This window comes from Sphingobacterium sp. Lzh-3 (genome assembly GCF_046764375.1).
Taxonomy (GTDB): domain Bacteria; phylum Bacteroidota; class Bacteroidia; order Sphingobacteriales; family Sphingobacteriaceae; genus Sphingobacterium.
Window position 1 is genome coordinate 941,248 of the sequence record NZ_CP177226.1, and the last position, 13,750, is coordinate 954,997.

A 13,750-nucleotide genomic window follows, 5' to 3' on the forward strand; every position below is an offset into this window, starting at 1 on the left:
TCTGTGCTTCCTATATTATGCTTCCACTAATTTTTGACGAATGACATTTTTGTATTCTCTAGGGAATACCTTAATGAATTTATTTTTTTCTCTTGACCAGTTTTGCAGGATGAAATCTGCTCTGCGGCTATTGGTAAGCAAAATATGACGTTTCAGCAAAGCGATAATTGCGGTTTCGTCTTCACTTTCCAATGGATCCAGATCAACCATTTCCTGATTACAGTTTTCGCGGAAATCTTCGTTAATGTCGTAGATCCATGCGATACCACCGCTCATTCCGGCAGCAAAGTTACGACCCGTTGCCCCTAAGATCAGTGCACGACCTCCAGTCATGTACTCACAGCCATGGTCACCAACACCCTCAACTACAGCTGTTGCACCTGAGTTACGTACAGCGAAGCGTTCGCCGGCCTGTCCGTTGACGAATAGATGGCCGGATGTTGCTCCAAATAGTGCAACGTTGCCGATAATGATATTATCTTCCGGTACGAGAGCACTTTCTGCAACTGGATAGATTGCTAGCTGAGCTCCTGATAGCCCTTTTCCAACATAATCATTGGCTTCACCTTGTAATTCAAATGAAAGACCCTTTGTTGAAAATGCACCGAAACTTTGTCCGGCCGAACCTTCAAATTTGAAATTGATGGTATTATCAGGTAGGCCTTCAGAACCGTAGAGTTTTGAAATTTCATTGGATAACATTGTTCCGATCGTACGGTCTGTATTTTTGACCTTAAATGTGCCAAACACAGGAGTTTTGCTCTCAAGAGCTAATTTAGACTGTTTTAATAAGCCCCAATCCAAGATCATGGCCATACCGTGATCCTGCTCTTCGGTATTGTATAACGATTGCCCAGGCTCGTTGCGTTCCACGTGCAAGATGTCGGTAAAGTCAATTTTCTTTGCTTTCCAATGATCTATATTTTCGCGTTTTTTCAAGAATTGAGCTCTTCCCACCATTTCGTTGATGGTACGGAAGCCTAGATAAGCCATTGTTTCACGGACTTCCTCTGCGAGGAAGGTAAATAAGTTGACAATATCTTCTGGTTTTCCAGAGAATAATTTACGCAGTTCTGGATCTTGGGTTGCAACACCTACAGGACATGTATTAAGATGGCATTTACGCATCATGATACAGCCGCCGGCAACCAATGCTGCTGTCGATACGCCCCATTCCTCAGCACCCAATAGTGTAGCGATGATGATGTCGCGACCTGTTTTTACCTGGCCGTCCGCTTGTAATACGACGCGGCTGCGCAATTTGTTTTTAACAAGTGTCTGATGCGCTTCTGCAAGGCCTAATTCCCAAGGTAGTCCAGCATGCTTAATTGAACTGATTGGAGATGCACCTGTACCACCATCAAAACCTGCAATAAGAATGACGTCGGCATGGGCTTTTGCAACTCCTGCAGCAATGGTACCAACACCAGCTTTAGAGACCAATTTTACGTTGATTCTTGCTTGACGGTTAGCATTTTTTAGGTCAAAGATCAGCTGGGCTAAATCTTCGATGGAGTAAATATCGTGATGGGGTGGTGGTGAAATCAGACCGACACCCGGTGTCGAGTGTCTGGTTTTTGCAATCCAGGCATCCACTTTGGGACCCGGTAATTGACCTCCTTCTCCCGGTTTGGCACCTTGGGCCATTTTTATTTGTAGTTCGTCCGCTTGTGTCAGATAATTGGACGTGACACCAAAACGGGCCGAGGCAACCTGTTTAATTGCCGAGCGCATCGAATCTCCATTTGGAAGCGGTTGATAACGCAATTCATCTTCTCCACCTTCACCGGTGTTCGATTTTGCACCGATGCGGTTCATAGCGATGGCAAGGGTACTATGCGCTTCGTGGGAAATTGACCCAAAGGACATCGCCCCGGTTGCGAAACGTTTTAGAATTTCACTAGCAGGTTCTACTTGCTCCAACGGAATAGAGTTGCGATGTTTTGCAAAGTCCAACAATCCACGAAGGGTAAACATATGTTCCTTCTGCTCGTTGATTTTCTGTGCATATTTTTTATAGGTTGCGTAGTCTCCTGTGCGACAGGCCTGTTGCAATAGGTGAATCGTGTCTGGATTCCAAAGGTGGCCTTCACCGCGGCGTTTCCATTGGTAAATACCGCCTTCTGGCAATAGATTTTGGGGTGTACGGCTTTTTTCAAATCCACGCCAGTGTTTTGAGAGGGCTTCTTTGGCAAGATCATCTAATGTCATGCCACCGATACGTGAGACTGCTCCGCAGAAAAATTTATCGACGACAGATTTGTCGATGCCAAGTACCTCGAAGATCTGTGCTCCGTGGTAGGATTGTAATGTGGAGATCCCCATTTTGGAGAAAATTTTCAACAAGCCATTATTGACGGCCTTGACGTAGTTTTTCGATAATTCTGGCCAAGTGAGCTCTGTATCTAAGGTATTTTGTTCCTTCATCGTACGGATACTCGCCAATGCCATATACGGGTTGATCGCAGTGGCACCGAATGCCAATAGGCAGGCAAAATGGTGTACTTCCCAAGCATCACCTGCTTCGACCACTAGACCTACAGCACCACGGTTACCTGTTTTGATCAAGTGGTGATGGACGGCCGAAACAGCAAGTAACGATGGTATAGCTGCATGTTTAGAGTCAATCGCACGATCTGAAAGAATTAAGACTTCAAAACCATCACGTACGGCATCATCCGCATAGCGGCACAGGCGTTCCAGACCTGCTTCCAATGATCCAGGTTTACCATCCGAGCGGAAATAAGACTGAATGGTTTTTGCTTGGAATAATCCTGTATCGATCGAACGCAATTTCTCCAGTTCTTTGGAGGTCAAGATTGGATGCGGCAAAGTCACACAGTGACAGAATTTCTTGTCTTCGATCAGGATATTGCCTGCATTACCGATGAATGTTGCTAAACTCATGACCAAGCGTTCACGAATCGGATCGATTGGTGGGTTGGTTACTTGGGCAAAAAATTGCTTAAAGTAACTTGAGATATGTTGTGGTTGATCGGAAAGAATGGCCAGCGGAACATCGGAGCCCATTGAGCCTGTCGGTTCGTACCCTGTCAATGCCATTGGGGTCAGGATGGTTTCCAAATCCTCGCGGGAGAAACCAAATGTCTTTTGATATTTGAAAACGGAATCTTTGGAAAGATAGGTGTAGGTTACACGAGGTTCTTCCAGTTCTTCCAGTTTGATTTTGTAATTGTCCAACCAATCGCTGTAGGGCTGCTGGTTGATCAGCTGATCTTTTACTTCTTTATCGGTAAGAATACGTCCCTGTTCCATGTCGACAAGAAAAATCTTGCCTGCTTGTTGGCGGCCTTTTTTGATGATGGTAGACTCCTCGATCGGAAGCGCTCCCGCTTCAGAAGCAACAACGACGCGGTCGTCTGAGGTTACGGCATAACGAAGAGGACGTAAACCGTTGCGGTCTAGTGTAGCACCAATATGCTTACCATCGGTGAAGCAGAGTGCTGCAGGACCATCCCAAGGCTCCATCAACGTCGCGTGGTATTCGTAGAAAGCACGTTTTAAAGGATCCATTTGTGTATTGCCATCCCAAGCTTCAGGGACCAACATCAACATAACATGGGTGAGGCTACGACCACTGTGTAAAAGAAGTTCCGCTACATTGTCGAGGCAGGCCGAATCGGACTGACCACGGTCAACGATTGGAAGTAAGATTTCCATCTCTTCTTCCGTAAAATAGGGCGATGATAAAGCGCGCATACCTGCATAAAACCAATTCAGGTTACCTGTCAACGTGTTGATCTCGCCATTGTGTGCCAGCATGCGGAATGGCTGTGCGAGGGACCATGAAGGGAAGGTATTGGTGGAAAAGCGCGAGTGAACTAAGCCAAAAGCAGATACCACACGAGGATCGCGTAAGTCAAGATAATAAGTTCCGACCTGGTATGTTGTTAATTGACCTTTGTAAATAATTGTTTTGCAAGAAAGCGATGCAAAGTAAAGCGGGAGAGGATATTCTTGTTGTTGTTTAACTTTTTGAATGATCAGGCGACGTAGTACAAAAAGTTTGCGTTCAAATTCTTCAGTGTTTGAAACGCCGTCCGGTCTGCTGACAAAAAATTGGACAATTTCAGGTTCTGCACTGAGCGCTGTTGGTCCAATACCTTCACGATTGACTGGTACTGGACGGTAGCCAAGGAATTTCATACCCCTTTCTGCTGCCGCTTCCTCAATCAAGTCCCGACATATTTTGTTCATGTCTTCTTCTTTAGGAAGAAAGACCATACCTGTGCCATAATAACCTGGCTCCTCCAGTTGTATACCCAAGTTGATACATTCTTCCCATAAAAATTCATGGGGAAGCTGGATCATGATACCTGCTCCGTCACCGCTTTCTGGGTCACAGCCACAAGCACCGCGGTGTTCCATATTTTCCAACATGGTCAATGCATCCTTGACTTGTGCGTGTGATTTATTTCCTTTGATATGGGCGACAAAGCCTACCCCACAGGCGTCATGCTCAAAATTAGGGTCGTAAAGGCCCTCCGTTTTCGGTCTCTGTTCGATCATCTTTCCTTTTCAAATAATTATGATTGCTAATATAGGAATAAAAATCGTAAATATTATAAATATTATAATGAAAATGTATTTAATTTGATTTTATCATTTCTTTTAACAGGTTTTGTTGCTGATATTGTATTTGGTATTCGTGGCTGTTAATACAGTTTGATGCGTAGCTGAATAATGCATCATTTGGCAATATTTTTTGTGGAATATGGAAAAAGCATCCCAAGAATGCGAGAATATATATAAATTAGGCAAAGTATTGCATATCCTTTTATGCTGTATCGACATGACTTAACTAAAGAGAATGAGATGAAAATAACTGAAATTGAAATTTATCGATTAAGCATTCCTATGGAACCTTTTGTCATTGCGACAGGGACAATGGACTATGCGCAAAATACTTTTATACGTATATATACCGATGCTAATATATATGGTGTGGGCGAATGTTCTGCCTTTCCGATGATCGTTGGAGAAACACAGGATACTTGCTTAGTTCTGGCAAGAGATTTTGCAAAGATCTGGAAGGGGCGCGATCCTTTGGCCATAGAAGAGCGTTTGGCTGAACTGGATTTGTATATTGCCGGTAACAAAACGATCAAATCGGCTTTTGATATGGCCTTGTATGATTTGGCCGCCAAGCATGCTGGTCTACCGCTTTATCAGTTTCTAAAGGGAACGAAACGAGAGATTACGACAGATATCACTTTAGGAATTGCATCTCCGGAAGAGATGGCGCTGAAGGCAAAGCGTTTACAGGACGAAGGTGCGGTTATGTTGAAAGTTAAACTGGGGAAGGATCCAAAAACGGATATTGCGCGTATCCGTGAAATACGTAAGGCTGTTGGATTCGAAATGCCTATTCGCGTGGATGCAAATCAAGGCTGGTCTTATGCGGGGGCAATAGAAGCTTTGCAGGGGCTGGAACCTTTTAAGATACAATTTTGTGAACAACCAATGCGTACCTGGGATGACGAATATTTACCCCAATTGCGCACAGAAACTATTGTTCCCGTGATGGCAGATGAATCTGTTTATTCTCACCATGACGCAGAGCGTCTCTGTAAAGCTGATGCTTGCGATTATATCAATATTAAATTTTCGAAATCAGGAGGTATTCAAGAGGCCTTAAAAATTAATCATATTGCCGCGGAATACGGCATTACTTGTATGATAGGAGGAATGCTGGAATCTCGCTTGGCTTTGGCTGCTAAGGTACATTTCGCGTATGCTGCCCCAAATGTCAAGTTTTTTGATCTAGACACATGTATGGTTGGCCATCTGGAGGATCCTGTTATCGGTGGTATTCAATATGACGGATACAAAATACATATCTCAGACCAAATTGGAATCGGGGCAGATATAGACCAAACTTTTTTAGATCAATGCGAGAAATGGATCATTTAAATTGGGAAAAAAATTATGAATAGTATGAACTGGGGAATAGGGACACAAGAGATTATTGTCCTGATTATTATCGTTATCTTTTTGATAGCGGCCTATTTGTTTTTCTCTAAGTTGTTGAAAAAATAGGTTTTAGATTCTTTTTTTTGATTGAATATCTTCTGTGAACTTGTTTTTCAGTTTTATAACTTATTTTTCAGTTGTAAAACTGAAAAATAAGTTATAACTTTATGTTAGTATAAACAACGTATCAAATTATGGAAGAATTAACAAAAAAAGAAGAGGAAGTCATGCAGGTGATCTGGAAGCTCAACGAGGTCTTTGTCAAAGATATTATTGAGTATCTGGATCCAAGTAGTTCCATACCCTATAATACAATCTCCTCGATTGTAAGAATATTGGAAAAGAAAGGGTATGTAGGTTATAGAGCCTTCGGAAAGACTTATCAGTATTATCCTTTGATTTCGAAGATGCAATACCGAAAGTTATCATTCTCAAGAGTGCTCGATCATTATTTTGATGATTCGGTTGAGAATTTACTGTCTTTTATGGTAAAAGAAAAGAAGCTTTCGGCGGAGGATATTCAGAAAATAGAACAACTCATCAAAAAACACGAAGATCATGAATAGCTTACTTTATTATTTATTTGAAGTTAACTGCAGTCTGATAATCGGGGCAGTTCTTTATTTTCTGGTATTCAGACAGCTTTCATTTTTTCAATGGAACCGTTATTTTATCCTGGGTTTATGTTTGTTGAGTCTGCTTCTGCCATTTGGAACTGTACGTTTGGGCGAACTATTTCTTTCGCCAACAAGTCCAGTGCTCGCTTTTGAACAATCGAACACAGTTGCTCATTCGATAGGAGCTTCGGGTGATCTCGTATCTGAAACAGAAATGGTCGATTCATTCTGGCATTCCTTTTCGATTGGATATGGCATTGCTTATGGTTATCTGCTTGTATCTTTTGTTTTGTTATGCCGATTTGCGTTACGCTATATCCGCTTAGGCCGTCGTATTGGACAGCTGAGTCAGTATAAATTTGAAGGATTTACGATGGTTGTTCCCTTTGGACATTATGCAAATTGTTCAGTTCAGCATGTAATTGTTATGGAAGAAGATCAGCTTGATACGGCCGATGGGAAATTAATTTTTGAACATGAGAGCCAGCATATTGTTTTTAACCATCGCCGGGATAAATTGCTTATAGAAGTTTTTCGTTGCCTTTTTTGGCTAAATCCATTTGTTTATTGGATGCGTAGACAGCTGTATTTGGTGCATGAATATCAGGTTGACGAGGTATTGGCCAATCGATATGGTAACAGCGGCTATGCCCGTTTTCTACTGACTTTAACACAGCAGTCCTGTCCTGCTGGATTGCAGAGCAGTTTATTTAACAATAGGCATGAGCTGGTTGAACGGGTTCAGGCTATGATGGCAAAACCTTCCTCTAAAAAGAAAAGATGGCAATACGTATTGACCGTTCCTTTATTAGGCCTTTTACTGCTATTTTACTCTTTTATTAATCCACCCAAGAGCGTTTGGTTTTCCGCATCTTTAAATGGGAAAAAGAATCCGTCTAAAACGATCATCCTTGACCCCGGACACGGTGGGAAAGACACGGGGGGGATTTCATCTTTCGGAGTGGAAGAAAAATCATTGACCTGGGAAACCTGTTTGCTTTTGAAACAGGAGCTGGAGCGCAAGGGGTACAAAGTAGTGTTGTCAAGGGCTGCTGATGAATATAAATTACTCAGAGACCGATCGAACTTTGAAGGGGATTTATTGCTATCGATCCATTTCGACAATGTAAAGGACAAACAATCTCTTCCTATTCGAATATTATATCAGTCGGGGGTTAATCATACGATGCTAGAAGAGCTTAACCGCAAATTTGCATTTAGTTTAGGACAAAGATTGCAACAGAATGGACTGGCAGCAAGTGCTCCGGCGATAAATACAAAACTAGCGATTTTACGTGGTGCTAAAATACCGGCACTTCTTCTTGAGCTAGATAACATCAATGCCATTGATAAAAATGTGAAACCTGACTTTGTCAATAAACTAGCCCACGCTATAGATCAAAGTTTCGAATACTAAGCACTAATAAAACAGATCTAAATTTTAATTATACATTTGGCCTTTATAAAAAGCAAAAGATCAAACAGACTTCGATCGAGGGAGAAGCGTCACGTTTATAATCGCAGCCTAGGAATACCATTTTTTTTACATTTGTTAAAAAAAATCTGGTCTATACGCGTTTTGAATCTCTATTGGGACGAAAATAGATTATATTCAGTACCTTTGCGATACTTATTATTTTATAAAAGTTAGAAAATATCATGAGTACTCAAAAAGGACCTATTTCTCAATTTATTGAGCATAATTACCGTCACTTTAACGCAGCTGCATTAGTAGATGCTGCAAAAGGTTACGAGGAACATCTATTGGATGGTGGAAAAATGTTGATCTCTTTGGGAGGTGCAATGTCTACTGCTGAATTGGGTGTTTCTTTGGCAGAAATGATCCGTCAAGATAAAGTACACTTTATTTCTTGTACTGGTGCTAATTTGGAAGAGGATGTGATGAACCTTGTGGCACACTCACATTACAAAAGAATCCCGAATTATAGAGATTTGACAGCTGAGCAAGAAAGAGAGTTATTGGATAACCACTATAATCGTGTTACAGATACTTGTATTCCGGAAGAGGAAGCTTTCCGTCGTTTGCAGAAACATCTTGAAGATGTTTGGCATGCTGCTGAGGCTAAAGGTGAGCGTTACTTACCACATGAGTTTCTTTATCAGGTTGTTAACTCTGGTGTGTTAGAGCAATATTATGAAATCGACCCAAAAGATTCTTGGATTGTTGCTGCTGCTGAGAAAAATTTACCGATTGTATGTCCAGGATGGGAAGATTCAACGACGGGTAATATCTTTGCTTCCAATGTGATCAAAGGAAAATTGAAAGCGAGTACGGTTAAATCTGGTATTGAGTACATGATTTACTTGACAGAGTGGTACCGTAACAACTCAGCAGGTAAAGGTGTTGGATTTTTCCAAATCGCAGGTGGTATTTCTGGTGACTTCCCAATCTGTGTAGTTCCGATGATGTATCAAGATCTTGAATGGGAAGAAGTACCTTTCTGGGCTTATTTCTGTCAAATTTCGGATTCAACAACTTCGTATGGTTCTTATTCTGGTGCTGTTCCAAACGAGAAAATCACTTGGGGCAAATTAGATATTGATACGCCTAAATTTATCGTAGAATCTGATGCGACGATCGTTGCGCCATTAATCTTCTCGTATATCTTAGGTCATTAATCTTTTTGACATACAGAAAGGAGCGATTCTTCGCTCCTTTTTCTTTTCCCTTTTCTTCTTTATCTTTACTGTCTAATATTTCTTTTCCCGATGAGCAATCTTACAACAGAAAATCCCGTTGCACTTCAGACCTTAATGGATGAAACAATCTTTGGAAATGGTTTTGATTTTCAAGCAGATCTGTCTCCACATCCTATGCAGGAGGAGAACGGTGCTCATGCGCAAGTAGCTGTTGTACAAGCATCATCGGAAATGAAGGATACCTCGTATGTGGCCGTGGGCTTAGGTGCAGAGAAAGCCGCTGAAGCGATTGAGTCCGGCAGGGGCGGCGATACTGTTAACCATCTGGAGGTATTGGGCGGTGAGTTTATATATCAGGGAAATAAGGATCAAGGAGTACTTTTTATTTTGCGTTACGAGCAATACCCTTACTTTTCTCCCGCCGCATTAGACGCTTTTGAAAAAACAATTGGTGCTTTGAAATTGACCAAAGAGACCGTTGCGGTACTCAATTTGGCAAATCCCCATAACCCGAATGATTTTAAGCGTATTATGCAGTTTTTCCAACCAACTAAGATTATATTGTTGGGTGTGGAACCCGCGTCTTTGAAACTTCCATTTATTGAACATAATTCCTACATGAAAGGCCGTATTGCGACGGTTTTTAATACGTTCAGTTTTGAAGAGATGTTTGTTGATGTGAATAAAAAGAAGCTGTTCTGGAATGAATTTAAGACCTTTATTGTTTCTTGATTTTTTTATCAGAAACTTGTTATGAATAAAATTGGGATTTAAGAGGGAATGTGAGCTCCTAAACCCCATCTATTATTTAATCTTCTTTGTTATTAATTTGGCAAGGGACTTTGCAGTTTTAGCGTAACCCTCGGCTATTCTGTCATTAGTATTGGGTATCCCGACGAAATCAAAATCTCCAGAAAGAACTTTCATTTTTTGTGCAAATGTACTGCATGGCGACACCATCACTAAGGTCAGCAGTAGATAAACTGCTAAAGAAAACTTTTTCATTATTTTTATTGGGTTAATAGTTGCCAAATATAAGTTTTATTACAGAATATATATATCGTAATGCTTATTTTTGAGGTGTAACTTCATGGAAAAATCGTAGCCCACTGCAGAGTGAGGAGCACGGTCGATAAAGCGAAATAACAAACAAAAACTAAATTTCAAGAAGATGCTAGAACTAGTGTTTGCAACCAATAATACCCATAAACTAGAAGAGGTCCAAGCGATCGTGGGGAGTGCTTTTATCATTAAGAGCTTAAATGATATTGACTGTAACGATGATATTCCAGAGACGGGAGTGACCTTTGAAGAAAATGCCCAGCAGAAAACGGACTATTTGGTGAACAAATATGGTCTTTACTGTTTTGGAGATGATTCAGGCTTGGAAATTGATGCATTAAATGGCGAGCCTGGAGTTTATTCAGCACGTTATTCCGGATCGAGGGATATGGAAAAGAATATTGATCTTGTCCTGAAAAATTTAGGCGATAACCCCAATCGTACAGCGCGATTCAAAACAGTTATTTCACTATATTTGAATGAGCAGCAGCACTTTTTTGAAGGAAGTATAGAGGGGAAAATTATTGAAGTGCGTAGGGGTATTGATGGTTTTGGTTATGATCCCATTTTTATTCCGAATGGCTATGATAAAACTTTTGCGGAGATGACTGCCCTGGAAAAAAACAGCATAAGCCATCGCGCGATTGCTGTCGGTAAACTTGCTGAATACCTAAAAACAAAATAGGTTATATTAAGGTACTCATTTGAGTTGTAAAATAGAAATTTCCATTTATCTGAGGTAGGGAATGAGCACATCTAATAGGATCAGCAGATAGCCTTAAATACAAAAAAGCAGCGCAAAACAATTTGTTTTGCGCTGCTTTTTTGTGCGACTCAGTATTGGCCGGTTATTTAGCTTTTACTTTTGTCTGTGTACTATCTTGTGCAGGTATTATCGCCGATTTATTAGTTTTTGAGTCGGACTTTGCAGCAACTTTGTCGGTTGCGGTCTTTACATTTGTTTTTGTAGCGTTGGCTTTAGTCGTTGTTTCAGATGGTTTAGCTGTTTTGGTAGCAGCGCTTGTTTTATTGTTTGTAGCGTCTACCTCTTTTTCTTTCTCGGGCGTTTCGTTCGCACCAGCTTTATTGGTGGCACCTTTTTGAGGGGTAGTTGTTTTATCACCTTTCTTAATAGACTTCATTGTTCCAGATTCTTCACCTTCTGGTGCCGCCGGAACCGTAAATGATGCTTTTGAAAGATCTCTTTTTCGATTTAATAAATCATCTTTTGATTTAGGTCGATCTTCGGGGCGCCAGATGAAATTCGGAAGAAACTCCTTGTCGGCCGTGACTTCAGCAATAGGATATACTTTGCCATCCACTTTCCGAATAGATACATATTCCTTCAGCTTATTATCTTCCATCAAGATCTTAAAACGGCTGCTTCGATCATGGATAAGCTCAGTGGTTACATTGGTCTTTTCATCAATATTGTAGAAGATATTTTCTGCGTTGCCATCAACAAACAGACGTTCCATACGGTTATTGGTGAAAAAGCTGGTAATCTTCCGACCTTTAATCTGATTGAATTTTAATGAGTCGCTTGTTGCGTTTACCATGAAAGCGTTACCGACTAGTAGTGAATTGTCCAATTTTTGATTCTTTACCTGTAGGAATATGGTATCTCCAGAGATTTGTGAGTTTTCGGCCCACATCATTGGTTTTCCCATTAGTCTGAACATGGAATCTTGCATACCATAATACATAGAATCTGCTACAGCTTGCAGGTCCGATTTAAATAATCGGGCATTATAATATGCCTTTATAATCCGTGTTTTGGCCGTATCCTGGGCGAGAGAATCCCGATTACCCTGTTGGGCATTTTTTAAAGCTGCGCCCATCAGTTTATCGGATTCACCGCCTTTCGGGATGATCGCTTTTTTACGCAATACACTATCAGCCTTAAGGTTTTTTTCAATTTCTATCTTGTTTTGATCACCGACAATAGCTGGTGTTTTCTTTGCTGCAATCGGTTTCTTATTTGTCAGGGTATCTTGTACTTTTTTAATGCTCTTTTCAAGAACCGGTTTGCCGTTGTCTTTTTTAGGCAAACTGTCGATTCCCTTGTGAAGGTTATCTTTTATATTTTCTAATGTACCCGTGGAATCAACTGTTGTTGAGCTGGAATCCTGGTCACCATAATCGACCTCATTGTCGTCCTCAATAGCCCCGCCTTCACGATTCAATTTAAAATCTTTTGCAATATAATCTCGGCGAAATATCATCTGTGAGAAGAGCGTGTCGGCTGTCATAAAAACAGAATCTACCTGTGCGTCAGCCTTAAGTGGTTTATTATTGCCGCTTTTGATATTTTTACCTGGATGTTCCTTTTCTTCTAGAGCAACTTGTGATGTGGTTTTATTTGATTTGAGGTCATCTTTGCGTTGTTCTTTTTCAATCTTCTTTAATTCTTTAGCTTCATTTTTTAGCTCTTTCTCCGACTTTTGTTGGACAGGAGACAAAGAAGATACAGAATCTTTTTGTGTTGAATCTTTTTTAACAACCGAAATGATCAGTGGTTTGTCTGTCATCGTAATGGATTCATTCCTCCCGTTGTACAAACCAAATCCACCATAGGCGTAAAATTTGTCTAAAGTATCAACAAAGACCACATTTTTTACGGCTTTACCGATTCCCACTTGTCTATCGTAGAATAGGCTGTCACCCTTAAGAAACTTTGTCCCTTCTGTATAAAGGTTGTTTTTAGAGAAATAAGCCTGGCCCGTTGCCATATGGTATCGGCCTTTTTCAGTATACAGATTTTCCCCTTTATTTCCCTTGATATTGGTAGGCCCATAGAAATCAGTAATACGTGTATTACCATTATATTTCATGGAGTCCGTGTAGACTTTTACATTGGTTGATCGGACCACAACTTTTTGATTGAAATAAGATTCCCCTGTATTTTCGAAATAAGTAGCTCGCTGGCTTGTAATTGTATCGCTTCCGGATAGAATACGCCCGCCACTGTAATAATTACCGATTTTACTTCGCATATTATAGACAAGGTGATCAGTTGTCAGTATAGAGCCACTGGTGCTGACCATTCGTACAGCGCCCGTAAGTGTAGCGAGCTGCATGGCCGCTTCATAGTGTAATTTATTGGAAAATATCTGCGTACCGTCGGGTTGAGTAATGATTACATTTCCAAAGGCTTCAAAAAATTGTCTACCAATGTTGTCTTTGTGTAAATAGCCACTATCTGATGATAGTGTTGAGCCTACATGTTCATAGACTGGGCGGTAAAAGAGGATATTGCCGTCTTTTCCAGTAATAATATGGGATGATGAAAGAAGCTTTAGTTCATCCTGTTTCTGCGCTTGGACCGACAAGCCAGTTAAAATAAATACAATAAGTGTATAAATGTATTGTTTCACAAGGGCAAAAATATGGATTTTAATTGCTACTTCACTGGA

At 40.8% G+C, this 13,750-nt stretch carries 9 protein-coding genes; 6 read left to right on the forward strand and 3 right to left on the reverse strand.

Features of this window, described 5'->3' with window-relative positions:
* Window positions 1–15: 15 nt before the first annotated feature.
* Window positions 16–4,530 carry a glutamate synthase large subunit gene (gene gltB, locus ACLCDV_RS03810; protein ID WP_317668392.1) on the reverse strand — a complete coding sequence of 1,505 codons (4,515 nt, stop codon included), beginning with the start codon at window positions 4,528–4,530 and terminating at the stop codon, window positions 16–18.
* A gap of 306 nt (window positions 4,531–4,836) precedes the next feature.
* Between gltB and ACLCDV_RS03815 the strand changes: the two genes are divergently transcribed.
* The 5 genes from ACLCDV_RS03815 (at window position 4,837) to ACLCDV_RS03835 (ending at window position 10,004) form a co-directional block, all read left to right on the forward strand.
* Window positions 4,837–5,934 (forward strand): mandelate racemase/muconate lactonizing enzyme family protein, encoded by a 1,098-nt coding sequence (locus ACLCDV_RS03815; RefSeq protein WP_411972941.1) that lies wholly within the window; start codon window positions 4,837–4,839, stop codon window positions 5,932–5,934.
* 254 nt (window positions 5,935–6,188) lie between these two features.
* The gene (locus tag ACLCDV_RS03820) at window positions 6,189–6,560 is read left to right on the forward strand and encodes a BlaI/MecI/CopY family transcriptional regulator (protein WP_336830006.1); all 372 of its coding nucleotides are present in this window, start codon (window positions 6,189–6,191) and stop codon (window positions 6,558–6,560) included.
* The gene (locus tag ACLCDV_RS03825) at window positions 6,553–8,028 is read left to right on the forward strand and encodes an N-acetylmuramoyl-L-alanine amidase (protein WP_411972942.1); all 1,476 of its coding nucleotides are present in this window, start codon (window positions 6,553–6,555) and stop codon (window positions 8,026–8,028) included. The genes ACLCDV_RS03820 and ACLCDV_RS03825 overlap by 8 nt, the downstream gene beginning before the upstream one ends.
* Before the next feature lie 242 nt (window positions 8,029–8,270).
* On the forward strand, window positions 8,271–9,251 hold the full coding sequence (locus ACLCDV_RS03830) for a deoxyhypusine synthase family protein (protein ID WP_046674101.1): 981 nt from the start codon (window positions 8,271–8,273) through the stop codon (window positions 9,249–9,251).
* Window positions 9,252–9,341: 90 nt separating this feature from the next.
* Window positions 9,342–10,004 carry a hypothetical protein gene (locus ACLCDV_RS03835; RefSeq protein WP_411972943.1) on the forward strand — a complete coding sequence of 221 codons (663 nt, stop codon included), beginning with the start codon at window positions 9,342–9,344 and terminating at the stop codon, window positions 10,002–10,004.
* A gap of 72 nt (window positions 10,005–10,076) precedes the next feature.
* On the opposite strand, the gene ACLCDV_RS03840 is transcribed toward ACLCDV_RS03835, so the two are convergent.
* Window positions 10,077–10,277, reverse strand: coding sequence for a hypothetical protein (locus ACLCDV_RS03840; protein WP_293956387.1), 201 nt, complete (start codon window positions 10,275–10,277; stop codon window positions 10,077–10,079).
* Between the two features lie 166 nt (window positions 10,278–10,443).
* Here ACLCDV_RS03840 and rdgB point away from each other — a divergent pair, with 166 nt between their 5' ends.
* A complete protein-coding gene (gene rdgB, locus ACLCDV_RS03845; RefSeq protein WP_411972944.1) occupies window positions 10,444–11,019 on the forward strand; it encodes an RdgB/HAM1 family non-canonical purine NTP pyrophosphatase in 576 nt (191 codons plus the stop codon).
* Between the two features lie 163 nt (window positions 11,020–11,182).
* Here rdgB and ACLCDV_RS03850 read toward each other — a convergent pair whose 3' ends face one another.
* Window positions 11,183–13,711, reverse strand: a complete 2,529-nt coding sequence (locus tag ACLCDV_RS03850) for an OstA-like protein (protein WP_411972945.1) — start codon at window positions 13,709–13,711, stop codon at window positions 11,183–11,185.
* Between the last annotated feature and the right edge of the window lie 39 nt (window positions 13,712–13,750).